Annotated in this window: 22 protein-coding genes and 1 pseudogene; 10 read left to right on the plus strand and 13 right to left on the minus strand. The window is 43.6% G+C overall.

Going from position 1 to position 26,468, the window contains the following annotated elements; translation table 11 throughout:
• Nucleotides 1-56: 56 nt before the first annotated feature.
• Both G358_RS0100795 and G358_RS0100800 read right to left on the minus strand, forming a co-directional pair.
• Nucleotides 57-890: a carbohydrate ABC transporter permease gene (locus G358_RS0100795; RefSeq protein WP_019635292.1), complete on the minus strand. Its 834-nt coding sequence runs from the start codon at nucleotides 888-890 to the stop codon at nucleotides 57-59.
• Entirely contained in the window at nucleotides 890-1,771 is an 882-nt protein-coding gene (locus G358_RS0100800) for a carbohydrate ABC transporter permease (RefSeq protein WP_019635293.1), read from the minus strand. Before G358_RS0100800 ends, G358_RS0100795 begins: the two co-directional genes overlap by 1 nt.
• 260 nt (nucleotides 1,772-2,031) lie before the next feature.
• On the opposite strand from G358_RS0100800, the gene G358_RS0100805 reads away from it, so the two are divergent.
• Nucleotides 2,032-3,609 (plus strand): response regulator, encoded by a 1,578-nt coding sequence (locus G358_RS0100805; protein ID WP_169447415.1) that lies wholly within the window; start codon nucleotides 2,032-2,034, stop codon nucleotides 3,607-3,609.
• Nucleotides 3,610-3,709: 100 nt separating this feature from the next.
• Here the strand turns inward: G358_RS0100805 and pgmB are convergent, their stop codons facing one another.
• From pgmB to G358_RS0100840, 7 genes are all read right to left on the minus strand, one after another.
• Nucleotides 3,710-4,351: a beta-phosphoglucomutase gene (gene pgmB / locus G358_RS0100810; protein ID WP_019635295.1), complete on the minus strand. Its 642-nt coding sequence runs from the start codon at nucleotides 4,349-4,351 to the stop codon at nucleotides 3,710-3,712.
• A 44-nt stretch (nucleotides 4,352-4,395) separates the two neighbouring features.
• Nucleotides 4,396-5,019 (minus strand): YczE/YyaS/YitT family protein, encoded by a 624-nt coding sequence (locus tag G358_RS0100815; RefSeq protein WP_338042655.1) that lies wholly within the window; start codon nucleotides 5,017-5,019, stop codon nucleotides 4,396-4,398.
• 26 nt (nucleotides 5,020-5,045) lie between these two features.
• Nucleotides 5,046-6,761: a glycoside hydrolase family 3 protein gene (locus G358_RS0100820; RefSeq protein WP_026341981.1), complete on the minus strand. Its 1,716-nt coding sequence runs from the start codon at nucleotides 6,759-6,761 to the stop codon at nucleotides 5,046-5,048.
• Between the two features lie 116 nt (nucleotides 6,762-6,877).
• Nucleotides 6,878-8,695, minus strand: coding sequence for a cache domain-containing sensor histidine kinase (locus G358_RS29255; protein WP_019635298.1), 1,818 nt, complete (start codon nucleotides 8,693-8,695; stop codon nucleotides 6,878-6,880).
• A 209-nt stretch (nucleotides 8,696-8,904) separates the two neighbouring features.
• Nucleotides 8,905-9,663 carry an SDR family oxidoreductase gene (locus tag G358_RS0100830; protein WP_019635299.1) on the minus strand — a complete coding sequence of 253 codons (759 nt, stop codon included), beginning with the start codon at nucleotides 9,661-9,663 and terminating at the stop codon, nucleotides 8,905-8,907.
• Between the two features lie 209 nt (nucleotides 9,664-9,872).
• The gene (locus tag G358_RS0100835) at nucleotides 9,873-11,522 is read right to left on the minus strand and encodes a DUF4179 domain-containing protein (RefSeq protein WP_019635300.1); all 1,650 of its coding nucleotides are present in this window, start codon (nucleotides 11,520-11,522) and stop codon (nucleotides 9,873-9,875) included.
• Entirely contained in the window at nucleotides 11,495-12,037 is a 543-nt protein-coding gene (locus tag G358_RS0100840; protein ID WP_019635301.1) for an RNA polymerase sigma factor, read from the minus strand. Before G358_RS0100840 ends, G358_RS0100835 begins: the two co-directional genes overlap by 28 nt.
• Before the next feature lie 286 nt (nucleotides 12,038-12,323).
• On the opposite strand from G358_RS0100840, the gene G358_RS33595 reads away from it, so the two are divergent.
• Nucleotides 12,324-12,785: a coiled-coil domain-containing protein gene (locus G358_RS33595; RefSeq protein ID WP_019635302.1), complete on the plus strand. Its 462-nt coding sequence runs from the start codon at nucleotides 12,324-12,326 to the stop codon at nucleotides 12,783-12,785.
• A gap of 226 nt (nucleotides 12,786-13,011) precedes the next feature.
• On the plus strand, nucleotides 13,012-13,296 hold the full coding sequence (locus G358_RS32805) for a hypothetical protein (protein WP_157274218.1): 285 nt from the start codon (nucleotides 13,012-13,014) through the stop codon (nucleotides 13,294-13,296).
• Between the two features lie 15 nt (nucleotides 13,297-13,311).
• On the opposite strand, the gene G358_RS0100855 is transcribed toward G358_RS32805, so the two are convergent.
• The 3 genes from G358_RS0100855 to G358_RS0100865 form a co-directional block, all read right to left on the minus strand.
• A complete protein-coding gene (locus G358_RS0100855; protein WP_019635304.1) occupies nucleotides 13,312-14,067 on the minus strand; it encodes a metal-dependent hydrolase in 756 nt (251 codons plus the stop codon).
• Between the two features lie 93 nt (nucleotides 14,068-14,160).
• Entirely contained in the window at nucleotides 14,161-15,894 is a 1,734-nt protein-coding gene (locus G358_RS0100860) for a sensor histidine kinase (protein WP_019635305.1), read from the minus strand.
• Between the two features lie 3 nt (nucleotides 15,895-15,897).
• Nucleotides 15,898-17,481 carry a response regulator gene (locus tag G358_RS0100865; RefSeq protein ID WP_019635306.1) on the minus strand — a complete coding sequence of 528 codons (1,584 nt, stop codon included), beginning with the start codon at nucleotides 17,479-17,481 and terminating at the stop codon, nucleotides 15,898-15,900.
• Nucleotides 17,482-17,739: 258 nt separating this feature from the next.
• Between G358_RS0100865 and G358_RS0100870 the strand changes: the two genes are divergently transcribed.
• Genes G358_RS0100870 through G358_RS0100885 form a run of 4 tightly spaced genes read left to right on the plus strand, consistent with a single transcriptional unit; the run spans nucleotide 17,740 to nucleotide 22,554 of the window.
• Nucleotides 17,740-18,651, plus strand: a complete 912-nt coding sequence (locus G358_RS0100870) for an ABC transporter permease (protein WP_240479906.1) — start codon at nucleotides 17,740-17,742, stop codon at nucleotides 18,649-18,651.
• A gap of 34 nt (nucleotides 18,652-18,685) precedes the next feature.
• Nucleotides 18,686-19,561: a carbohydrate ABC transporter permease gene (locus G358_RS0100875; RefSeq protein WP_026341984.1), complete on the plus strand. Its 876-nt coding sequence runs from the start codon at nucleotides 18,686-18,688 to the stop codon at nucleotides 19,559-19,561.
• Nucleotides 19,562-19,584: 23 nt separating this feature from the next.
• The gene (melA, locus tag G358_RS0100880) at nucleotides 19,585-20,883 is read left to right on the plus strand and encodes an alpha-glucosidase/alpha-galactosidase (RefSeq protein WP_019635309.1); all 1,299 of its coding nucleotides are present in this window, start codon (nucleotides 19,585-19,587) and stop codon (nucleotides 20,881-20,883) included.
• A gap of 60 nt (nucleotides 20,884-20,943) precedes the next feature.
• The gene (locus G358_RS0100885) at nucleotides 20,944-22,554 is read left to right on the plus strand and encodes an extracellular solute-binding protein (protein WP_019635310.1); all 1,611 of its coding nucleotides are present in this window, start codon (nucleotides 20,944-20,946) and stop codon (nucleotides 22,552-22,554) included.
• Between the two features lie 174 nt (nucleotides 22,555-22,728).
• Here the strand turns inward: G358_RS0100885 and G358_RS0100895 are convergent, their stop codons facing one another.
• The gene (locus tag G358_RS0100895) at nucleotides 22,729-23,760 is read right to left on the minus strand and encodes an alpha/beta fold hydrolase (protein WP_019635312.1); all 1,032 of its coding nucleotides are present in this window, start codon (nucleotides 23,758-23,760) and stop codon (nucleotides 22,729-22,731) included.
• A 147-nt stretch (nucleotides 23,761-23,907) separates the two neighbouring features.
• Between G358_RS0100895 and G358_RS31155 the strand changes: the two are divergent.
• The 3 genes and pseudogenes from G358_RS31155 to G358_RS0100910 all read left to right on the plus strand — a co-directional run bounded on the left by G358_RS31155 (nucleotide 23,908) and on the right by G358_RS0100910 (nucleotide 26,465).
• A pseudogene (locus G358_RS31155) lies at nucleotides 23,908-24,538 on the plus strand (LysR family transcriptional regulator).
• Nucleotides 24,539-24,676: 138 nt separating this feature from the next.
• Nucleotides 24,677-25,597 carry a hypothetical protein gene (locus G358_RS0100905; protein WP_019635314.1) on the plus strand — a complete coding sequence of 307 codons (921 nt, stop codon included), beginning with the start codon at nucleotides 24,677-24,679 and terminating at the stop codon, nucleotides 25,595-25,597.
• Between the two features lie 178 nt (nucleotides 25,598-25,775).
• Complete coding sequence (locus tag G358_RS0100910) at nucleotides 25,776-26,465, plus strand: hypothetical protein (protein WP_019635315.1); 690 nt, start codon at nucleotides 25,776-25,778, stop codon at nucleotides 26,463-26,465.
• Nucleotides 26,466-26,468: the final 3 nt, after the last annotated feature.

Here is a 26,468-nt window from a genome sequence, read left to right on the forward strand (position 1 = left end):
ATTATACTGAGCAATCTGGTGGACTATTTTGAGCATACTTAAATGTCTTTTTCTTTTTAACCTTTCACAGCCCCTGCAGTTACCCCCTCAATAATGTGGCGTTGGAGAAAAAAGAAGAACACGATGGCAGGTGTTATACTCATGACTAATGCTGCCAACGCCAGATCCCATTGCTTCGTATATTCACTAAACAAGGAGTTAATAGCCAGTTGAATCGTTCGCAAGTCTGGCTTAAGGAGTATAAGCTGTGCAAGCAAAAACTCATTCCAGAACCAAAGTGTATTAAGCAGAACAACAGTAACTGTCATTGGCTTTAATAATGGAAATACAATACTCCAGTACACGCGATAAGGGGAGCATCCATCAATAATCGCTGACTCCTCTATTTCATATGGAATAGACTTCACAAAACCATGAAACAAAAATGTTGAGAAGGCAATTCCCAGACCAATATAGCTTATTACCAATCCCGGAATACTATTGATAATTCCAACCAGATTCAATATTTTTACTAGAGGGAGCATAATGGCCTGAATAGGAATAACCATCGCTGCTACAAACAATGAAAATATTATATTATTAAATTTACTTGGTTTTCTAACCATACGATAGGCACACATAGATGCAATAGTTGTCAAACCTACTGTACTAACTATTGTAATAATTAAGGAATTGGTAATCGCTAAAGGTAAGTTTAGTATATCCCATGCACGCTGGTAGTTAGCAAGCCGCCAAATTTCCGGGATTGAGGCCGTGTTTTTAAGAAGCTCTGGCATTGATTTGAATGAATTCACTAACACAAAATAAAAAGGAATTAAAAAGAGTAAAGCTAAAAGGATGACAGCCACTTCCACAAAATGCAGCTTATATCTGTTCAAAAAAGTGCTCATTACATACGAATCTCCCTTCTTTTGGTCAGATACACTTGAACAACTGTGATGAGTGCTACCGCTACAAAAAAGATAAATGCCTTGGCTGTTCCAAGTCCGTATCTGTTATTGGCAAAAGCCTCTATAAAAATATTCATGGATACAGATTCCGTTGATCTAAACGGGCCGCCATTCGTTAATGAATAGTTTAAATCATACATTTTGTACGTATGATTTATAGTCCAGAAAAGACATACGGTGATCGAGGACATGATCATAGGTAAAATAACATGTCGTAATACCTGTCTGCGCTTTGCCCCATCCACATATGCAGCTTCTTTAAGGTCTTCCGGCACGTTAGATAATCCTGCAATGTAGATGACCATGACGTACCCCGTCCCCTGCCACACACTTACAATGACAAGCCCCCAGAATGCGGTCGCTTCCGTACCAAGCCATGCCAGCTTAAACAGAAAGAAATCAGAATACGCCCCAAGTGTAGTAAAGCCCCTTACAAAAATAAATTGCCAGATAAAGCCTAACAACAGCCCCCCCAATACATTAGGCATAAAGAAAATAGATCTTAACATATTGCGTGTTTTTAATTTTTGAACGAGCATATAAGCAATAAAGAATCCTAGTAAATTTGTTAATATAACAATGGTCACCGTAATCTTTGTCGTAAACCAGAATGAACTAGCAAAATCCGTGTCCTCCATAAAAATTTTCTTAAAATTATCAAACCATACCCAGTTAACGTTCGGTGAAACTCCATTCCAGTCTGTCATGGAATAATAAAGTCCTAGTAAAAATGGAGCTATAATCACCAAACTAAAAATCAGAACAGCCGGTCCTATGAAAACAAGCTGCTGCATCCATTTCGAATCCTTTCCGACATGCATATACTCTTCCCCTTTCAAAATGTTAGCGAATAGCTCTTATCCATTATTTTAAAGATACATCTGGCATCCTCACACTCAGGAAACAGAGGGAGTTGGTGGATTTTATTGAGTCATATGATACGATCGTGCACAAAGGAAAAAACTCTTCTATAATAGGATTAGAGAACTATTTAGCGGCTTTGCCTGTAAGCGCATGCAAAAGTAGTAATTCCAAAAGGTATGCGCTGACAAAAAAAGCTCATCACAACATGGAGGACATCATGAAACTATTGATCATAGATGACGAGAAGCATGTGCGTAAATCCATTCGGTTGTTAGTTGACTGGGATTCTTTAAACATCAATGAAATTTTGGAATCCCGAAATGGAGAGGAAGCTATCGAAATACTTAAATCAGATGAGCCTGATATCATTATTCTTGATATTATGATGCCCTTAAAAGACGGCCTGGCACTAATGGATTGGATGAAAATACAGCAGATTCAATCCAACATTATCGTACTCAGTGGCTTTGACGACTTCAATTTCGTTAGGCACACACTTAAACACGGAGCTGTTGATTACTTGCTGAAGCCTATTAATCCACAGCATTTAGAAGACGCATTAAAGAAAGCTATTGAAAAACGCAATGAGTCGCGAAAAATCAAAGCTGAACATCAAGAGCTGGTTACAGCTGTTAATGAATTAAAGCCGGTTTATCTCGATAAATTACTTTCTAATTTCTTACTCTCCCCTGATACGGTGATCAACACTGCCATGAATAACGACTTTTTCGAGTTATGCCATACTGGCTCGTGCCAAGTCATCGTCACGGATATCGACCTGATGAAAAATAGAGAGAAAGCTGCCGATATCGTCGTTGACCTATGTAATCAATACTTATGGATCGATAATAAAGGCTACGCATTCAGAAATATCCATCACAATAATGAAATTGTTCTCTTATATTGGAATGAATTTATGGATATAGCGCGTATTTTAAATCAAATAAATCAGGATCTGTGGAATATAACCGGCGGTCAGCTTGAATTTGGTCTCGGTTCACCTGTATCTTTTCCGGCAGGCCTGTCACAATCTTATGAAAAAGCTGTAAATGCCCTAAAGCACGGCAACTTGCTTCAATCATCTTCGTCCAGGATCCATTTATATAAAGATCAACTAAGTAAACAAATTAGCACACTTGGTTTTAGTGAGTATAAGGAGGGTTTACGGCTCGCAGTACGCAGTGGTAATATAGGACAAATCCAACTCGCCGTTCAGAACTGGATCCTTCATTTATCCACAAGGGATAACATTACTTTTTTGCAATATAAATGGTGGGTTGAAGAGTATCATTTAACTAAACATTTATGGCTTGAAGAATTCACAAGCAATCATATGGAGGATTTAGCTCAGGAGAAGAACTACCTTCCATTTCCGCTACATAGCGATAAAAAGTTCTCTCTCCAGCAATTACAGCATTTAATTACAGAAGATCTTCTAATCTTCTCTAAAAAAGTATTAGAATATCAAACTAGCAGCAACAATATTATCCAGGAAATTTCCGACTATATTCGGAAGAACTACCGGGATGTTTCCCTATCGGATATATCTCGCCACTTTCACTTGAATCGCGAGCATATCTCGCGTAGGTTTAAGCAGGAATTTGGTATCACTATTGTTAATTATGTAAGTCAAATCCGAATTGAAAAAGCTAAAGTATTGTTATTGAATCCCCATCTGAAAATAGCTGAAGTTGGTAGCACTGTTGGTTATGATGATGAAAAATACTTCAGCCGAGTATTTAAGAAGGTTACAGGACTATCGCCTACAGATTACCGTAACAATAACGATCTATAAGTCATCATTCAAATTAATAAAAAGAGGAGCTACCCTTTTGCAGCTTGATCAGCTGCCGGAATAGCTCCTCTTCTCGTTTGTCTTTATTTTTAGAAAAACTTCAAAATAATGGGACATCTATTTCGGACATATTTGCAAACACGAAGTCCGCTTCCTTCAATGCCTCCTTACTGCCCAGTCCTACTGTCTTCATCCCGGCCGCCTTAGCTGCCTCAATACCAGCCTGTGAATCCTCAAATACTACACACTCAATTGGCGAGACATTGAGTAGACTCGCACATTTCTCAAATACCTCTGGGTCAGGCTTAGCATTTTGAACCATATGGCCATCAACAATAGCATCGAAAGCTTCAATAATCCCTGTTTTGCTTAAAATTGTTCTCGCATTTTTACTGGCCGAACCTATCGCTGTTAGTACTCCTCTGGACTTCATCTGCTGAATATATAATTCGGCCCCCTCCAGCAAGCCTGATGAGTCCATATTTTCAATATACTCTCTGTACCAGCTATTTTTTTTCTCTGCAAGTTCATGCTTTGTTTCTATACTAAGAGACATTTCCCCTATTTCCAGAATAATATCCAGGCACTTCATCCGATTTACGCCCTTTAATCTCTCGTTGTCTTCCTCTGTAAATGTAATTCCCAGCATATTAGCCAACCGTTTCCACGCAAGATAGTGATACTTGGCCGTATCGACCAAGACTCCGTCCAGATCAAATATCGCTGCTTTATATTTCAACATTGCCCAACCGCCTTCTATACTTCTTGTAAATTTCTATATCCGCATTATAAGAGCGCATTTCCCCCCTGAGAGTCTGATTTCACTGGAGTAAGCAGTTTAAGGACCGTCTCAACAATTGTTCCTGTTAATAATACCCCTAGAACGGTTCCAATACCCAGACTTCCTCCCATTAAAAATCCTGTCCCGGCAAGCACACAATCTATCCCCAGTTTTACCCACTTCAAATCGATTTTTAATTTTCGATATACGATAAGCATAATGGCATCAACAGCACCGGCTCCCATCCCTGCCCTAATATAAATCGCCAGGCCGCTTCCGACACAGAGGATGCCCATTAGAAGTACAAATAAAGATAAAAAAATAGTCTGCGGGGAAGGAAAATTGTACTGAAGCAATAAATCTATGAAAAAGCCAACCAAGAGAGCATGCATAATCGTACCTATTCCCAGCCTTGACCGATCAATGAAAAACACAACAATGACTAGTGAGATGAGAAAAATCTGTAACGCGCTTCCAATGGAGATGTTAAAGGTTTTAGCCAATCCCTCACTAAATACGGTAAAGGAATCAACTCCCCATCCAGATTTCAAATACATTACAACTCCCATAGCTAGGAGCATTAGCCCGAAAGCTATCATAATCATTTTGGATAATACTCTGATAATCATCACCAAAAAATACCTTCGTTTCCCGTCTATAGTCTTGTATCCCAAAGTCCGCAGAATGGATCTACAGGGTTAATCCCCTTAAACTCCGACTTCCCTGTTAATTTTTCCACCAAAGCTTCGACTACATAAGTATTAGAACTATAAGCATTGATATAGGTTGAAACCATAGGCACATCCAGAAGATGGTACGGATTGGATGCAGAAATAAAAACAACAGGGATATCCATTGCATATTTCGGAGCGTCTTCGCCCAAAAAGTCAGACCAGGTAATTCTTACGCTTGTTTGGTTGCTTGCCACTCGCATATTAGCGTAGTAAAGAACGAGGTCATACTTCTTCCCCAGTTCCCGGATGCTTATATTGCCTTTCAAGCCGCCTGGCATACTTTCTGCATTGAAATCGTCGACATGAAACCCGGCCGCCTGCAGTAGAGTTTTAAACCGCAAAGCTTCAGGTGTAAAACCATTATCATCCGTTGGCTCATTAGTAACTACACAGAGGAGAATATTTTTATAGCTTTCAGGCGATATCGGAATCAATTCCTGTGTGTTCTTCACAAGCGTAATAGCTTGGTCAGCACACTCCCTGGCCCACTGTATATGTTCATCACATTTCAACACAGCTAAAGCGCTCTCATCTGGGACAAGCGTATGGCTTGCTTGCTTTTCGTGTAATTTAAGCGAAGCTTTAAGTGCAAGAATGCGAGTAACGGCCTCATTTAACCTTTCCGTGCTAAGGATGCCTCTTTCGATCCCTTTAAACATATAATCGACATCTTCTTTGTGATTGATTGTAAACAAGAACATATCGCAACCAGCAGCAATAGCTGTAGGAACAGCTTCCTCACGCTTCATAGCTACCGTGAACCCTGCCATTTGGGTTGCATCGCTAACAATAAGCCCATTAAACCCTAACTGCTCACGCAGCAGCTTATTATTAAGCTCATGCGACAGTGATGCTGGCATAATATCTTGATCCTTGATGTCCGGGTTCAATTTCCTGGAGTAGGCCGGCAGCTTAATATGAGAGGCCATTAAAGTGTTAGCCCCCGCATCAATCATCTGCTTATATACTTTACCGAAGGTGTCATCCCATTCCTTAACCGACATTGAATTTACGCTGGCTAGTAGATGCTGATCTCTAAAGTCAACGCCATCTCCTGGCCAATGCTTGATAGAAACCGCCATTTCATTCTCATATGCAGCTTTCATGTATCCCTTAGCCATTTTTACTATCCGCTCCGGATCTGAACCAAATGTACGAACATTAGTAATGGGATTATTGTAATTTAAATCAATATCAATAATAGGCTCGAATGTCCAGTTAATCCCAACCGCTGCACCTTCTCGGCAAGCTATAAGTCCAAGCCTGTACCCGCATTCCTCATCATCGGTAGCGGCCACCTGCATCGGCGAGCCGTAATATGTTCCGTCTTTAAGCCCGCCATTGCCCCCGCTGCCGCCACGTTCCAGATTTCCGGCAATCAGCATCGGTATTTTTGATTTCCGCTGTAAATATCTGATTGAATTTTGAATATTTTTTCCCGAATCCGGTCTGAACATAATACCGCCTGGCTGAATCGTCTCAAATAAGCTGTCAATATCCATCCCGGGCTTATCCCATACAATTTCACAAAATAATTGCCCAACCTTATCTTCGAGACTCATTCCTGCAAGTGTTTCTTCTACCCAATTTACTCCTTCATCGTTCAAATAAAATGGTTTTCCTTTAAGATCAATCACCAAAAATCAGCCCCCATCTCATTATTATTAGGTATCACTGGTGTCACTCAAAGGTATCTTTGACACTACCAGTATAAAACCTAATATCAGGGAGCTACACTGATTTATCTGAGTGTTTAGGTGGACGATTTTGTGGTCTCATCCTCCTCATTCAAATATAACGGGATAAGTATGGTGACCTTTAATCCTCCATTTTCTATATTTTCCAACTCCAGCTCAGCCTGATTACCATGGTACAGCCGCAGCCTATTTAATACATTCATTAGGCCTATATGCTCTGTTCTATCAATTGCACTGTTTTGAATCCGGGATAATTCACTGCGCAATTGGCGCAACTTCTCCTCTTGAATGCCAATGCCGTTATCTTCCACTACTATAGTAAGAACTTCGTCATCCAAATAAGTATGAATTTTAATATGTCCAGCCAGAGCAGAACTATGTTTCCCATGTTTAAAATAGTTTTCAACAATAGGCTGCACAATCATCTTGGGAACGGCTATATTTTTGGTTTCCTCATCAACATGCATATCAAAATATAAATCATCTTCAAAACGCTGCTTTTGTAACACTAAATAGTAATGAACGTACTCCATTTCCTTCGATAAGGGCACTGTAGTTTCTTTGGAATTCATACTGTAATGCATAATTTGGCCCATGGACATTAACAGCATATATACCTTCGGCACCTTATATTCCAAAGCCAGCGCACCTATAGATTGCAGTGAATTATACATAAAATGTGGATTGATTTGTGCCTGCAGTATTTTTAACTCATTCGTTTTATTAGCCAAGCTTAATTTATACCCTCTTAGGATGAGTTCATTGATGGTTTGCATCATCGACTTAAATCTTCGTGCCAAGCTGCCAATCTCGTCGGTTCTATTTATATTTATTGTTTCCTCCAGCTTACCCGCTTGTATGGCATTACTCCATCGAATCAGTTCCTTAATCGGCTTAGTAAAATGGTAAGAAACGACAACCATAGCTGCTAAAGCAACTACAAGAAATATAATAGCCACCCATGAATTGATAAGCCCCAATTGACGCGCATTGGCATATAAAGAAGCGTCTGGAACCCTTTTAACTATAGTCCATTCAACCATGGAAGATTCTATTTTAGAATATATCGTAATTCCTGAAAATTCTGCTGTGTTCAGTTCCAGACTCCCCAATGATTCAGTCGACATAACGATTTGATGTGCCCATGGTTCATTCAAGACACCCCCGACCAGCGAATCCTCGGATGAGTAAACAACCCTTCCCTCTTTGTCCAGAATATATAATTCTTCTTTTTTGCTATCAAATAATCTAGCTACTAAATTTTCAACAATATCAAGCTCGATATCAACTGATATCATGCCGATCTGTTCAGTGGATGGAATAAGATATAAGGGGCGATGTATCGTAAAGACCATCTTATTGTCAGCAGGAGTAACTGGCTCTAAGCCAAAACTATGGCTTTGATGTGTAGACTCAACATATGCACCGTATGGATTAATCTGTTCATTCCATGTTGGCTCGTAATCAGTAAATCCTTTCGTATACTTATCTTTATAGAGTAAATATGAACGGTTATTGGTATTTACGCTCAAATAGACCTGATGAATTTCTTCAGCAGATCGGGATACTAACTGCATCGCAGTCATAATATAAGATTCACTTTGACTGTCCGTCCAGCCCCGATTCAAAATACTCTCCAATGTCACATTAGAATAAAGTGTGAATGTGGAGTTTTCGATCGTATTCAGGTAGTTTAATAAATTTTCCTTACCCTCAGCAATTAGTTTCTTATTAATCTCAATCGCCTGATTTTTAAGCGAATTCTTTGTATAAATATAAGTAATAATATTGGAGGTAGCAATTGGTACCACAACAGAAAATAGCAGTAGCAATATTAATTTATTTCTAATGCTAGACTGAATAAAACGCTTCATAAGTAGGCACCTCGATGTGATATCGCTTTTTGAATTAGCTTACTATATAAAGCAAGCAAGACTCAATTCAATTCTTTGAGTAAACAGACTTCCTGTATTTAGCCAGTTTGGATAACGGGCCAAAAAAATACGACCCCGGACATATCGGAGCCGCACTATTAACCAATTTTTCACAAAGAGCATCAGCTTTGTAATGTAATGTTATTCTTTTAATAAGCCGTCCAGCCAGCATCGGCCGAGATGACTGTACCGTTCACAAAGCTCGAATCCTCGGATGCCAGGAACAAAGCCACCTTGGCAATTTCCTCAGCTTTTCCCATGCGCGGGTTGATTGCCATGCCGAGCTGCTGCCTTGAAGCTCCAAATTGATTGATGCCTGTCATTGATGAGCTAATGTTCGTTTCCACTCCCCCCGGAGCAATCGCGTTGCAGCGAATGCCTTGTGTCGCGTACATGAAGCCCGTATTTTTAGTAAATCCGATGACAGCATGCTTGGAAGCCGTATATGCCGCACCAGCGCGAGCGCCTTGCAACCCGCCTACCGAAGCGACGTTGATGATGATTCCCCTCTGCTTCTCCAGGAAAATCGGCAGCACTTTGCGGGTCGAGCGCATTACGCTAGTCGTATTCACAGCAAAGACTCTTTCCCATTGTTCGTCCGTTATGTCGCCTGCAGGTTCCATATTGTCCATAATACCCGCATTGTTAACTAAAATATCGACCGTTCCATAGGTATTTACCGTCGTATCGATTAGATGTTGAACATCTTCTTCTGCAGCAACATTCGTTTTAATCGCAAAGGCTGTTCCACCCTGTGACGTGATTTCCTGAACCGTGGCGTTTGCTCCATCCAAATTCAAATCGGATACGGCTACCTTCGCTCCCTCTTTCGCAAAAAGCAACGCGATTTGTTTTCCCATTCCGGACGCTGCCCCGGTTACGATCGCCACTTGATTCTGAAGCTTCATCAAAATCCCTCCTGAATGTTCATACTCTGTTAGATTGCGACTATAGATACTGCAATATTCAATTTTTATGTAACTACTGTTAAGGATAGTTGAATCCAATTGTAATTACAATTTTGCTGCTCAGGAGTATTAAAAAGACCACCCTATCTCAGTGATAGAGCAGTCTCGCAAGAGAATATTAAGATGTTTTAACTCTAAAAACTTATAGGTTATTTCGTTTCAATCAATTGCACTTCAATCTCCCGTGCAGAATCCATATATCGATAAAAACCCGGGTTTAACTCCAATACTTCTGATATATTCAGGTTCTCGTACCGTTCAGCTTTTTTGCCCGATCCGTTCGGGCCGGAAGCAGCCATTTGAGGGTAGACGTCTTCCCCAGCTACACGCAGCATCGTCTGGCTGATCCCTTTAAAATGCGGATCATCCGATTCCGATTCCACAACAAGGTCTTTGCCATCCATATAGTATGTGAATTTAACATGGAAATCCTCGACTTTCATCTCCACATACTGTTTTTCTTTGTTAGGCTGATGAAGTTCGACCCAATTTTTGGATTTATCACGTTTTGTAACGACCGGATCCTTAAGAATCAATTTAAGTGAAGCATCTGACCAATCTTTATACCACTCCGGGGAACTGAATTGGTAAACATGCTGATAATTGTTCGGCCCATCTCCTATAAGGTAAAAAACGCCCTCAATCTCTTTGCCGTCTACCTCAAGCCGAACCGTGTCATACCAAACAGAGCCCTCCTTCATGCGTTCCATCGACTGGTCTTCCAGGTAGGCGATTCTAATTTCCAGCGGTGTAATTATCAGCTTCTGCAAGGCTTTTCCCGTTATGTGCTCAAACTCAGCGTTATTGAGGAGCTTGCGGGACAAAAGAACCTCCGCCGCCTTCTTGCCATCCGCTTCAAAATCGATTTGCCAGCTTCCCTCTTCCCGGCGCGCCTCGTGCAGGTAGCTGAAGTCAAACTCTGCTTCCGCCCATTCCTGCTCAGAAAGCTCAAACTCCTGCTGGATCAGTAATCCAGGACCTTCATAAGGAAGAATCGTCCGCATGCCCTGATCGGTTCTTCCCTTGTTTGTTTTAAGAATCAGATGCGGGTCCCAGCGCTCCGCGTTCGCTTCAGAAGCCTTAACATTGTAGCGGACAATAAAGTGTCCATCAGATCGCTGTACTGATTCGAAGTCGAGGCTTGGATAACGACTAGTATCCGTAAGAATTGTCTGCCCCGTCTGAGGGATAGCTTTTAGAGGAACCTCTGCATATTGATAAAAAACGAGATCCTCAGCGGATAGCACATATTGTTTTCTCCCCTTTAGCTCATTTGGCGCTTCATAAATGCCAAGCAGCTTGCCGCTTTGCTCATCATATTGGAAATGGCCCTGCAGCGGCACACTTTTGCCGGAAGCATCAGCAATTTGGATATGCTCAAATTCAATAGCATCGAATGCCGTACCAGTTGGATCCGAATCCATCGAAACAAGAAGCTTCATTTTATTGTCGTCCGCCACGACGCCATGAAGTCCCATAGTTACCCCTTCGCTGACCGCCTGCTTGTCATATTGCTGACCATACCCCTGGTTTAAAGCTGTCGTTATGCTTTTTCCGCCGCTTAAACCGTCCCAATTGAGTGCCACGCTTGCAAACACGGGCACCCCGATGATCAGGAAACAGCTAGCCATGACGACTGCAGAAATCCATTGCTTCTTTGATCCCCGTGAGCTATTCGGCGATTGGTCCAATTTCCGATTGAAAGCTTCCTGCTCGATCGCCGTCCACATCGCACCGTAATTTGGCTCCGGTTCTCCCTGCAGACGCTGCTTTATTTCATGTTCACGGAATTGCTCCATTCCAAATCCTCTCCTTTTTTCTTTTGTTTTTCAATCGGTCCCAGCTTTTTTCGCAGCAATTCCATCCCTCGATTGAGCCTGGATTTGATGGTTCCTTCCGGGATTTGAATCACCTTGGAGATTTCCGGAATCGTCAGCTCGTTGGCATAACGCAGAATAACGACGATTCGGATTTTATCCGGCAGACTGCTGAGCAGCCCGTGGAAGGCTGCCCTTGTCTCCCGTGCATCATAATTTTCTTCTACGGAATTGGAAATCTCGGGACGAGAGAGCAAATACGCTAACGTTTCTTTGACCCAACCATTCCTGCGTCTTTTTAGCAGACTGTTGCACTCGTTCGAGGCTATTCTGAGTAGCCATGGCCTGAGCTCGCGAATTTGCGACCTGTCCGCAAGGATCGCTTTCACAAAAACCTCCTGGCAAACATCCTCGGCATCCCCGCGATTTTGCAGCATGTAGTAGCAAAGACGATACACTTGCTCCTTGTAAGCCTTAAACAGCTCGCGATCATTCACCTTTCGTACGCACCTCCTTGCTTAGCTTTCGAAAACTATGACTGTTATGGGACTCAAATCGTTCATTTTATATTAAATAAAATAAAATTTTTCCTTGTCGCCCATCTGATTTAATTTTTCAAATATTATGTAACATCCTGTCACCAAATATATAGTATAATGAACTAGAAACAAACGTTCTCTATTTTTCTTTTTTCTGAGCATGGATTAATTCAACGACTGTGCAAATATTAGAGGATGAGCGCCCCAGCCGATGGGGATAAAAAATTAGTGAGGTATCGAGCTCATGATTGACCAGAAGCTAGATCTCATCTTAGTTGAACTTAAGGAAATCAAAGCAGTACAAGCCAGCCAAGGCGAGCAGCTAAATAGCCAAAGCAAGCAACTAAGCAACCACGACAAGCAATTCAAAGGGATCAATGAACAGCTCAAGGAAATTCGAGGAAAGCTCAATGAGCACGACCAACAATTCAAAGAAATCCGAGGACAGTTACAAAGCCACAATGAGCAACTAAACAGCCATAGCGAGCACATTCAACAATTAATTCATATTGTTGCTGCCACAAATACAAAGGTAGAAGAATTAACGGACCACATGAATCAAGTCCGTGAGGATGTATCTGTACTTAAAACTAGCCAGCAAACCGTTCTCCAAACCCAGCTGGAGCATGAGAAATTACTCGAAAGATTGTCCATCCGCTCCGTTTCACATGAAGCCGATATTGCCGAACTGAGACGAGCTAAATAGATCGTACTCTTGAAGAAGCCCTGGTCAAAGGACCAGGGCTTTACTTCTGTTTTCATATTGCATTGGTTTCATGTAACTATCCTCGAGCTTGTTTCAAACTCGCTTATGAAACCGTGCTACAAGTAGCCCAATTTCTATAGGTCAAGTATCACGAATCAATTGCCGTCCATAAGATGAACTAATTACTCATCGAAAGGAGAAAGAACAATGAATAAGGAATTCTTTAGTGTTCAAGAATCTCAACAAAGAGACCCTCAGCCATACCACGCTGGTTATTGGCATGGGCATCATCATCATCATCCTCACTTCCATGGTCATGCTCATCATGGGCCTCATTTCATCCATCATCATCATCATTTCCATCATCACCACTACCACCGTACGGATCGGACAGAGCAATCTTCACGATGATCATTTAAAAAGAGGACAAAAACTAAGGCGAGAAAAGTTACGCCCGGATTTATATGCTGAATATATATCCGCAGCGTTACATTCTCGCCTTTTTTTATAAATAGGGAGCTTCCCTTCAGAGGACCAACCCATAAAATCCCCAGATCACGATGCTGAATAACTGACACAGTTTAGATATTATCCGTTCGGCAGCCCCTCCGTTATCGAATAAACGAAGAGCGATTTTAAACTTCGGAACAAACAAGGAGCGTATCCCGTCACTCCCAAAAATATCTCCAAATAAATGAGACCACCAGCCTGCCATAAACCCTAGACAACTTGCCAGAACCAGTCCTGGATACTGACTGCCAAAGACAAAGAGCCCCAAACTTAAGACGATAGCAAACTCAGGCGAATGAATAATCCAGCGATGTTTTACGAACGGCATGATGAGCAGAGCGCTTCCCGTAAATAGAGCCATCCAGTGCCAGTCGTAAACCAAATACCCCATCAGCATCAAAGCACCGCTAGCGAGTAGTATGATCGTCCTCAGCCTTGCCAAGCAGCCAGCCATGATACCTGCGCCAATCAAAATCGATCCAGCTTGTAAGGAGTAACCTAGCAGTATCAACATAATTCCTATGAATAGGAATATCCCTGACAATGCTCGCATAAGCTTTCTTTTCCTCGATGACAGCTGGATTTTCTGGCTCGCCGTACTCGTTTTGTGATCCAAATCGGGGGCAAGTCCACCCGCGATAGAAGCTGCGCATACCACTCCTGCGAAGCCAATAACCTCCAAGGAGGTACTCATTGGGGAAGCCGTTAGTGCAACAACAGATGTAACCGATCCAGCAAGCAAGGCTAAGGCAGAGTGTCCCTGTTTATTCAATTGTCATCACATCCCTTCTCTGGCTGACTGACTGAGTTCCACAGCATAGGGATACATAATAACAAATTCCTGCACAGCATGTAAATTCATTACTTATAGCGGGATGGTGATTACCACCTGAGTACCTATCCCCAATCTGCTGAAAATCGCAACACCATACTCCGGCCCGTAAGCCAATTGCAATCGCTGGCGCACATTGCTAATGCCATACCCCGCTTCGGTGTCAAACGAATTAATTTTGCGCAGTTGTTCGGCCCCGATACCGGCTCCGTCATCAATGACCTCAAAGCAGATGCACCCCGGCTTCTTGTAGAGGCGAATAATAATATTGAGCGGGGCCTCATCATCCCAAATGGCGTGATGAATTGCATTTTCCACAAACGGCTGAAGCATCAGCTTGAGCGTTTGATAAGGGAGCAGCGCTTCATCGATCTGCCAATGCACCTGGAACAGCTCGCCGAACCTCATTTGTTGGATCGCAACATAATGCCGGGTAATCTCCAGTTCTTTTTCGATGGTAATATTGCGTTTTCCCTTATTTAAGGTTGTCTTATAAAAGGAAGACAAGTGATCGACGATCTTCGCTGCTTCTGCATCCCGATTGCGCAGCGCCGACGAGGAAATGACGGATAACGTATTGTACAAAAAATGAGGGTTGATTTGGCTTTGCAGCATATTCAACTCGGCTTCCCTTTTATTGATCTCTTTTTTATAAACTTCATTGATCAGTTCCTTAAGCCGCCTGGACATCATATTAAACGCCTCAGACAGCTGACCGAGCTCGTCCTTGCTCTTCGTCTGTATCACTTCGCTGAAATCCTGATTTTCCACTTTGCGGATAAAGCGATATAGCATTTGGAACCGGCCGGAAAAATAACGCGTCGTCCACGCGATCAATATCATCGCAAACAGAACACTACACGATGATATTAGAATCATCCGGTTTGTGACCGCTCTAGTAGAGTCCAGGATTTTGCTCAGCGGAACAACGGACACCGTCTTCCAGCCCAGCGCCATACTGTTGAAAACAACAAGTGAACGTTCTCCCCCCACTTCCGTAAAAGCATGGCCATTCCCGGTATTCAGCCACGGGCCGGAGCCAATTCTGTCCGCCAGCGGCGTGGAGATCTGCGTTTTATCCTTCGTGGACAAGATGATTCCATCTTTATTCACAATGTAGATATCCTTGCTCTGGGTTTCTTTCTCCATGAGAGAATACAGAACTTCTTCCTTCACATCGATCGTCAGCACCCCGTAGGAATAATTCAAATAATAGTTATTGAGCAGGCGTGCCAATGTAAAAAAAGAACCCTGATTTTCGTCTGTTTTCATGACGCTGTATACTGTATTCCCGAAAGATTGCGTTATTTCCTTATACCACTCCGCTTCCTTCACTTCCTCGTCGGCATGCTTGACAAACATTCCGTCTGACGGAATCGTCAAATTGTCCGTATACAATGTAACTCCATAAATATCCTTGTTGGTCATCATGACTCCGTACATCAGATTATTGATATACTCGTAGGCCTCAACAAAATCGATCCCCTGGGTATATACCTTCGTCAGTTGTTCCCGCAGGGTAGAATCCATATACAACAAACTGGTTACCTGCTGAAACGTGGCCAGCCGGTTCTCGATGTTATTGTTGATTTGACTGTTCGTATTGTACATATTTTCATAAGCCTGCTCTAACAGCCGCTGCTTTGTCTCACTATAGGAATACACGGAGATGAACAGCAGTGGAATAAGAGAGGCGAAAACGAAAAACAGCAGCAGCTTGCCACGAATAGGCAAATTCAGCATAAATTCTTTAAGGCGGCTGATCATCGTTTACAACCTCGGCAGCTGTTGCCGGTACTGATTTGGGGTCATCCCGATAAATTTAAGAAAAATCGCACAGAAATGCGAGGTGTTCTCATAACCGATCCGGGCGGCTATTTCATGAATCTTCAGCGGGCTGCTCCGCAGCAAATCAAGCGCACGATCCATGCGTACTTGCGTTATAAATTCCAATATTGTACTGCCGGTGCGTTCCTTAAAGATCGTCCGCAAATAGTTAGGCGAAATATACACCTGTTCAGCTAAGTGTTCAATGGTGAGCGGTCGGTCATACTCCTCGGCAATCAATTCTTTCACGCGGTTGACGGTATTCATATGCTTGTCTGTATGCATTTCCTGAATCGCGTCTATCAAGCTGCCGATCAAAGAGCGCAGCGTACGTTCCAAAAGAGGAAGGCTCTCCATCACCGCCAGCTTGTTATAAACAATCGTTTTGTCCTCTACTCGCTCCCCAATCCCTTTATGCGGAATCACTATAGTTTCATAAATCCGGTCGAGCAGCCGGACCGCCTTTTTGCGAATTTCGTGAAGCCGATCCGCCTTGGAATCCATATTATCCAGCGTCCGCAAATACCCTCCGACCCACATGCCGGCCTCCTCTCGCAGACCCTGCAGTATAAGGCCCATTCCTTCCTCTATACTAGGAAACGCTTTCACCTCGTCGGGAGTATTAAAGACTGCGGTGTCCTGATGGTCCGCTGCGATATAATGCCCGGGGCCATAGAGAAATACATGTTCATTTCTCTGCTCCAAAAGGCGCTTCCTGATGGATGGCAGCTCCTCCAGCTCGATCGGTTGTGTCTCGGCACATACAGACATCCAGGCAGACGCTGCGGCCAGATCGCGGTACCAATCCAATATTGGCTCGGCCAGCGGAGACGGGCTGACGATCAAAAATTGCCGTTCATCCACCTCGATGACAAGCGCTTTTATTTTTGCAGTCACTTCCCTGATCCTGTTTCGCATATCCGCAGCAAGTTCTTTTCCTTGCGGATCGAACTCCGAGAGAAATCGATACTCGTCCAGCGTAAGAAGTGTGACAAAAGACGCTCTCTCTTGAAATGGATAACCTAAGTACGCTACCCCTAGCTTGTGAATTTCCTCCGCCTTCCGAGCCCGCTCTTCGTCATTGTCTGTGAACAGCAATTCCTTCATATATTGAACAGCCAGCGCTATGGAAGATTGCCTGTTCCGCTCTTCCTGGCTGCATTTTTCTTTAACGATCCCCATAAGCGAACGCAATTCATCCAAATTCAACGGCTTCAGCAAATATCCGCTTGCTTCCAACTGCAGGGCCGACTTTACATAATTAAACTCATCGTAGCCGCTGAGGAAGATCATCTTCAAATGAGGGAACATGGCGCGAGCGGCCCGGGCATAATCAATCCCATTCATGATCGGCATCTTTACGTCCGTGATTACAATATCGGGCCGCAGCTCCTTCGTTTTGTTTATCGCATCACGGCCATTTTTAGCGGTTCCCACGACCTCAAAACCCATCTCTTCCCAAGCTACGCATTGTTCAAGAGTATCAAGCACATATCTTTCATCATCAACCAGCAGCAAGGTGTACATGCGCAATCCTCCCTTATCAATACGGATTAACTCAAGTATCTACCTCGTCCCGGAACGTGTCAATCGTCCAGAATTTAGATTCGATGGTTTTCCGTATGAATCATAGGAACTCGTTATAGATAAACGGATTCTGCGGGATTGATAATAGATATACGGCCGAATTAAAACAAGATGAGGTGATTTGCTTTGCACGAGAACGCTGCGATGCCCCGCCCGGTGCAAAAGGAACCTGGACCTAAAAGACAGGTGCCTCACTGGATGAAAAAGATGTTCAGGCAGCGGTTTCTGTACCTGCTTCTCCTGCCAGGGGCGATTTGGGCAATTTGCTTCGCTTACGGCCCTATGGCCGGGTTATATATGGCGTTTATCGACTATCAGCCTGGATTGGGAGACTTCTGGTCCCGCTTTTTCTCCAGCGAATTTGTCGGCTTCCAATGGTTTAAATATTTCTTCGCCGGGCAGGATTTCCTGATTGTACTAAGAAATACGCTGGTTTCCAGCACATTAACGCTTGCCATCGGATTCGTAATTCCAATCCTGATCGCGATCTCGCTCAACGAAGTAAAAAATATGGCATTCAAACGCGTCGTTCAAACCGTCTCATACATGCCCTATTTCATATCCTGGGTCATCGCCGCCAATATATTTGTCACACTGCTGTCGGCGGACGGTCTCCTGAATGAGCTGCTGAAATCGTTAGGCTGGATCGATGAAAGTATTTTGTTTATGCAGGAAGGCAAGCTGTTCTGGGGAATTGTGGCTGGCGCCAACACCTGGAAGGACATGGGGTACAATTCGATCATGTATTTGGCGGCCATCGCTTCGCTGAATCCCGAATTGTTCGAAGCCGCCAAAGTAGACGGTGCCGGACGTTTGAGACAAATTTGGAATATTACGCTGCCGCTGCTTAAACCGACGATCGTCATCCTGTTGATTCTGCAGGTAGGCAACCTGCTCAACACCGCGTTTGACCAGTACTACTTACTTGGCAATTCGCTGAACCGGGAATATTCAGACGTTATCGATACGTATGCCTTCCGGTACGGGATTCAGAGCGGGATGTTGTCTTACGCCACCGCTGTTGGCCTGTTCAAATCCGTCGTCGCCTTCCTGATGGTTCTAACTGTCAATGGAATCGCCAGAAAATTAGAAAGCAATTCCTTGTTTTAGAAAGGTGGTGAACCGATTGAACGCAAGGGACAAAATGTTGAGTTGGATCGGTCATGCTCTGCTTTACGGTTTTTTAATCTTAATATTTATCGTTACTTTTACGCCCTTCTGGCAAATACTCGTCCTGTCCATTAACGACGGAACCGACTCCTTAAGAGGAGGCTTCCTGCTTTGGCCTAGAGAGTTCAGTTTTGAAAGCTACGCCGCAGTATTCTCGAATTCGGAAATTTTGAACGCGGCCAAGCTTACTGCACTGCGTACCGTGATCGGTGCTCCGCTATCGGTCATTTGCATTGCCATGCTGGCCTATTCGCTCAGCAAACGCGATCTCGTGGGCAATCGCGGCATTACCCTGTTTTTTATCTTCACCATGTATTTCAGCGGCGGTCTGATCCCTACTTACATGATCGTTAAATCGCTGGGCCTGATCGATAACTTTCTAGTGTTCATCTTTCCGGGTCTGATCAATATTTTCTGGATGATTCTCGTCCGCACCTTTATGGAGGGGCTGCCGCACGAAATCGAAGAATCGGCGGAAATCGATGGTGCAAATGACGTCCAGGTGTTCTTCCGGGTCATCTTGCCGGTATGTACGCCCGTATTGGCTACCGTTGGGCTGTTCGCCGCCATCTATCATTGGAATGCCTGGTATGATTCCTACATTTATACGTACAAGCCGGAATTAAAAACATTGCAGGCTGTGCTGGTTAAAATTCTAAACCAATATCAGACCGGCGATATGCTTACCCAAGCCCAGCAGCTTGCCAACGAAGCCAAAAAAATACCTGTCACAAGCGAAAGCATCCGCATGGCGGTTACTATGGTCGCCACGCTGCCCATTATTTTAATGTATCCCTTCTTACAAAAGTATTTTCTTAAAGGAATGCTGTTAGGAGCTGTAAAAAGTTAATTCACTGAAAAGGAGTCTATATTATGCCTAAAATTACTTTTATCGGAGCCGGAAGTTCCATTTTTGCTAAAAATTTACTTGGAGACTGTATGTGTACGCCATCGCTCAAGGATTCGCACTTCGCATTGTACGATATTAATATGGAGCGGCTAAACCAATCGGAGAAAATGCTGCAAAATCTAAACCGCAACCTCGGGGGACATGCCACCGTCCAGGCTTATACCGACCGGCGCGAAGCGCTGCGCGGAGCAGATTATGTCATCAACGCGATCGCTGTAGGTGAGTTGATTCCTACGATCACAGCGGACTTTACGATTCCTGAAAAGTATGGGCTGCATCAGACCGTTGCCGACACACTTGGCATGGGCGGTTTGTTCCGCGGACTGCGAACGATCCCTGTCATGCTTGACATGGCGCGGGATATGGAGGAATTATGCCCTGACGCCTTGCTCCTCAACTACACGAATCCGATGGCCATCGTCACTGGTGCGATGCAGCAAGCTACCGGTGTGAAGACGGTTGGGCTGTGCCACAGCGTCCAGGTCTGCGCTAAGGATCTGCTTGAGGGGCTCGGCATGGACAGCACAGATGTCCATTGGAAAATCGCCGGCATCAACCACCAAGCGTGGCTTCTGGAAGTGAAACGCCACGGCGAGGATCTGTATCCAGAAATCAGACGCCGGGCTGCAGCGCGCACGGAGTCCCACGATGATATGGTGAGATACGAATTCATGAAGATGTTCGGATATTATGTTACTGAGTCCAGCTCACATGGATCGGAGTATGTGCCCTACTACCACAAGCGGCTGTACCCTGAGCTGAAGGAAAAGTACAATCTGCCGACTACCGGCTACAGAAATTGGGGAAAAGGCAAAGCTGCATTTTGGCAAGAGGTTAATGAGATGATCGAGAACAAGAACCTGTCTCATGATAGATCTAATGAATACGCTTCCTACATCATGGATGCCATCGAAACGAACCGCCCATTTGAAATTGCTGGCAATGTGCTGAATACCGGAGGATTGATTAGCAATCTGCCGGCGAACGCCTGCGTCGAGGTGCCTTGCCTTGTCAATGCCAACGGCGTCATTCCTACTTATTTTGGCGAGCTTCCGCCACAATGCGCGGCGCTGAACCGTACGAATATCAATATGCAGCTGCTCACCATTGAGGCTGCTTTAACTGGTAAAAAGGAACATGTCTACCATGCAGCAATGCTCGATCCGCACACCTCTTCCGAGCTGTCTATCGATGACATTGTAGCTATGTGCGATGAGATGCTTGAATTTAATCGGGATTTCCTGCCCATGTTCCAGTTTTAACTTCTCGAAAGACCGCTCAAAAACGTTATATAATAGTACTTATCCAGAGGGGGAACTACTATGAAAAAAGGGAAAAAAACAGGCTGGATCACCACTCTACTTGCTTTGGTACTGCTGACTTCCGCATGTGGAGGCAATGCTGGAACAACGGCTGAATCTAATGGGAACAATTCTGGGGAACAAGGCGGTCAAAAAACAATTAAATTGACTTTTTTCGATAAAAATACCGGCGATACCTTCAATAACACCGTCGCCCAGGAGATTACCCGTCGAACAGGAATTACGATAGAAGTCCAGCAGCCTACCGGCAATCCGGAGGAGAAGCTTAATCTGATGCTGACAAGCAATGATCTGCCCGACATCGTCCTCATGGACCGCAGAAGTGATATCGTCAACAAATATATCGCTGCGGGGGCGCTTGTTCCCTTAGATGACCTGATCGACCAATACGGCCCGAATATTAAGGAAATGTATGGGGACGTGCTCAATAAAAGCCGCTATACCGACGGCAAGAACTATTATCTGAACAATTGGTACGGCATGGACCCCGATCCGGGTTGGAGCTTTAACATGAGGATGGATATTATTAAAGAGTTGGGTTATGGTGATAAAGCCGAAAAAGGCGAACCATTCAGCCAAGAAGAATTCGTTCAATTGCTCCAGCAATTCAAAGAAGAGTATCCGAATATCGACGGCAAGGCATCTATTCCTTTGACCTTGAATGCAGACCACATGCCTACGATTACCGGCGTTTTCAAGGGCATGTACGGGATGAAGAACTATTATGAAGCTGACGGCAAACTGATGCTGGATGTCCGCGATCCCCAATATCTCGATATGATGAAGTTTATTAATGAGCTATATAGACAAGGATTGCTGGATAAGGAATGGGCCGTGAATAAAACGCAGATCTTCGAACAGAAGGCTGCCAGCGGCCGCGTCTTCTCCGTAGGCGGCGGGTTGCCATCGGAGCCAAACCGGATGCTGAAGGAACAAAATGGCGCCGATACAGACAAGCAATTCTACGCCTTTAATGTTGCAGCCCCAGGGGTTGATCCTGCACAGACAACCTATGGCCCCCGCAGTTCACTGGGCTGGGATGCCATTGGAATTACCGTTGCCAACAAGCATCCTGAGGAAACGATCAAATTCATGGATTTCCTCGCTAGCGAGGAAGGACAATATTTGCTCCAATGGGGACTGGAAGGCGAGCACTGGGATATGGTGGACGGCAAGCACGTCCCTCGCCCCGAAACACTCCAGGGCTTTCGGACAAACTGGAATGAATTCGCCACAAAAACCGGGATCCGCAAATGGACATGGTTCATCAAGAACGGCAATGGCAGCGATGGCACACCATATGATCTAGCTGTGAAATATGAGCGTGATGCTGTAAACGCGCATGCGCTAGTATCCATGGCAAATACCAGCTGGGACACAGCCGTATACGACAACCTCGGACCTAAGGGAGGAACGCCGGACGCTCTCAGTGAGCAAAAGATCAAGGACATCTGCGATAAAGGATTCACGACAATGATTTATGCGGAATCCGCAGCCGAGGTCGAGCAGATTTACAATAAGATGATGGCTGATTTAGAAGCCAATAACGCTGAAAAAATTGAGCAAATCTATACTCAAAATTATCAGGAACGTCTTGAACTGTGGAAATAAACATGTACGGCAAAGCAGCTTCTTCCCTAGTATAGGGGTAGGAGGTTTGCATAAAAACAGCGCGGCCCCGAAAACCTCGGGAGCTGCGCTGTTTTTGAATTTAGCAAAGTTGCTGGTAAAGGGAACTGCTCCCCTGCCCTACGCATTTTATAATGCATTTTCTAAAGATTAAACTTAATGATCTATCCTTCCTTCTGTACTAAGCGCCAACAAGCGTTTCAGATTGTCATCAATAAATTGATTATCAGGACTGTTGATCCCGCGGCCGGCAAAATGGCCCCAGATCGACTCGATCGGATGAAAAACAGCGTTAGGCATACGCTTAGCCTCGTATTCGTTATCGTCCGCCGTGCAGAAAAGATCCGTGCTTCCTGGCATGACACAGGCCAGCGCTTTAATGCTTCTAAGCGCCTTATCGAAATCTCCGTTATAGACGGGGTTCGCACTAATATCCGCGTTTTGGCCAGTCCATAACATGGCTAGTACATTGTGCGGATCCATCTGCATAAAGCTATTTTCCCAGACGCCAGCCATAAAGTCTGCCAAGGAGTCAAATCCCAGTTCACGAAAAAGCTCCTCCCTGTAAAACGCCTGAGATACGCCCCATCCCGCATAGACACGGCCAACGGCGCGCATATCTGCAGGAGTCAACTGGCTTAGCTTCCTTGCATCGAAGCGGACTGCGGCCATGAGCGCAGCCTTCATTCCGCCCAGAACCACATGCGTGTGGGGCCATGTCTTGGCCACTCCGGCGAAAGGTGCAATTCGTTCCACCATGTCGGGATAACTTGCCCCCCATTGGAAGGATTGAATGCCTCCCATGGACCATCCAACTACGAGAGCGATCCTGCGTATGCCGAATTTTTCGGTCACCAGCCGATGCTGGAATTGAACGTTGTCATAGATGGTTACCTGTGGAAAGTTAGCCCTATCAAATGGGGTAGGTGTGTTGCTAGGAGACGAAGATAATCCGTTGCCCAGCAGATTTGGAACGATAATGAAGTATTTTCCCGGATCCAGTGCCATGCCGTTTCCAATCAGCCATTCATTCTGAACATGCGTGTCGCCAAACGCAGTTGGATATACGACGACATTATCTTTCTTATCATTCAATGTTCCATAAGTCTTATAAGCAAGAAAAGCGCCCGGCAACGTCACTCCGGATTGCAACGTGACGTCACCCAAATCAAAAATCTCATAATCCATCGTACTGTCTCTCCCTTCTAAATAAAGCCATACGAGTTTAAAGTGCCTTTCTTGTTGTTAGTATAGTTCTGTGATACCCTCAATAAAAGTGAATAGAATTCATAGTAGTATTCAATAATATTGAAGGTAAAAAAGGGGGGCCGGATGATGGAATTACGCCAACTGATTACGTTCCGCACGGTGGCATCAACATTAAATTTCACTCGGGCTGCGGAAGTGCTGAACTACGTCCCCTCCAACGTCACGATGCAAATGAAAGCATTGGAGGATGAGCTTGGTGTTCGTCTCTTTGACCGCTTGGGTAAGCAGCTCGTTCTCACAACTGAGGGTAAACGCTTTTTAACACATATCCAAGACGTTCTAAACAAATTGGACGAAGCGCGCGACGTCGTTCATGACAATGAAAATCTAACCGGAACCCTAACGATAAGTGCCAATGAAGTTATATGCGCCTATCGGCTTCCAGCTGTTTTTCAACGATTTCGTTCACAGCATCCGGGAGTTCGGCTAATCTTCGGGCATTGATACCATTACGTATTTAGAGTTTCAAAGTGCCGAAGCTATTAAACAATGTGCCATTTCGGGAATCGGTATTGCCTTTCTTCCAGAAATCGTAGTGAAAGCCGAAGTGGAGCGAGGCGAACTTATTGCCCTTCCTTGGCAAATTCCTGACCTGCACGTGTATACTCAGATGTCATGGCATAAAGACAAGTGGCTTTCACCCATCATTTTATCTTTCATAGAAGCAGCAAGGGTGGTTCTCGCTTCAGAGGAGTAGAATAAAAACATTTAGCTTATCTATAGAAGAATCTCCGAGTTGGCACCTTTTCGCAAACTGTAGCGGCCAACAATAAAATCAAGTATATTAGGGCGGAGCTCAATGTTTCACCCTAAACATCAAGGAGTTGGTAGGAAAATGAAAGTAACAAATACAATAGGATTTTTTATCGATTATTCCTACGCAAAACAAATTGAAAGTTTCTTTAGAGAATATGCTATTGAAGTCATTTCCCCAGATAAAGGAGCTCGCTCGTCAGAAATCAGGTACCTAATCCCAATCACTTTCAGTCCAGAAGAAAACATGATTGAGAAAATGGAGGAGATTAGACTTCGTTTACTTCATCAATTCCCTATTATTGATGAAATTGGTGAAGAAATTCTATTTAGTTACAATGACGCTGAGTACGAGAAGGCACCGTTTTTTAATTTATATTCATCCGGAAATTCAGCTCAAGCTAATTTAGCTAGTAAGTATTCAGTCGTTAAAAGCCATATCTTTTGTGAGGCCTGTGGTTTAAAAACAAAGTCATTGGAATCAAACTTAGTTTTAGATACTTCCAAATTGAAAAATCACTACATGATTAACTTAGATGGGATGTTTTGGGTAGTATCAGAAAAAATGGCTGATCTTATGGCAAGATCGAATATAACGGGCTATCATTTCAAGGAAGTAATACATAGAGGTAAGCCAGAGAATTCCTTACCAGCATATCAGCTTGTTGTAGAAAACCCCCTCCCTTCTTTAAGTTCAAAAAAGAACTACTATTATTTTGTATCGGAACCAAAAGAAAGATGCCATGTATGTGATGTAAAAGGAAAAATCATCTACCCTTATCTGTATGACAAGACTGTTATTGAAACTCATACAGATGACCTATATTTGTTAAATGAATGGGTCAGTAATGGAAGCTTCGTCTATCATCCGCTATTTATTAGTCAGCGCTTCAGAAAATTACTTATTGAACAAGGAGTAACTAGGGATGTAAGGAGTATTTATGACAATAACTATGGATCTAAAGATTGGTATATGACTCCTGTATTTCTTGATCATTATTAAAAAGTTATCTAAGCCCAAAGCCTACGCCAGATTTGTCGGAATTTCGCTTGAACTGCCTGATCTACTGTTTTGCCCGTCTTTTATAAAATACCCCAAGTATATAATAGATGAGAGAATAATACTGGTTAGCTTATTTGTAGTAAGATCTCTTTACTCTTCTTAGGAAGGAAGTGATGTAATGACAAGACTTATTATGCTTTTTATAGCCATTGGACTTGTATTAGTTGGATGTAGTCAAAACAAAACCAATGGCAATAACGAATACAATACGCCTGTAGTCTCGGGAGTAGACAGTGCTATAAACACTGAAATTACGCCCAGCACTGAACGGAATATATCACAAGATTCTTCTTCCAGTTATGCAGCTAAAATTGAAGGCGAACTATCAGATCAGGATTTTGAAACGGCTTATGAAATGTGTGTGAGAGCGCTGACTGAATATTATAAAGCGGTTTGGAACGGCTCGGACATTAATTTGGATATATTTATCGATAACGATCACCTTAAACAGTATACGCAACAAAAAATTCAATCCCAATATGATGTGCATGTAAAGAACAATCTAACTGATGATCTGGTGCAGAATATTGATATTGGCGCTTGGGAAGTAGAATATATTGATGATGCGGATGGAGGTTTTCTCTATATAAAATTACCTGTGCAAGTTAATATGACTGTAGGTGGTTATGGTGAAGTCACTGAGTTTCTTGTACGTAATTTAAATGGCAAATTAGTCATTGTTGATTGGTATACGGGTGCAAAAGATAGTTATGATTTCATGGTGCGTGGAGAAAGTCAAACGATCGATAACCCCGATATTTGGAATGATAGTGGGTGGGTAAAGAAGTTAGATAGTATTACAGATTGAATT

It is taken from the genome of Paenibacillus fonticola DSM 21315, assembly GCF_000381905.1.
GTDB classification, from domain to species: domain Bacteria; phylum Bacillota; class Bacilli; order Paenibacillales; family Paenibacillaceae; genus Fontibacillus; species Fontibacillus fonticola.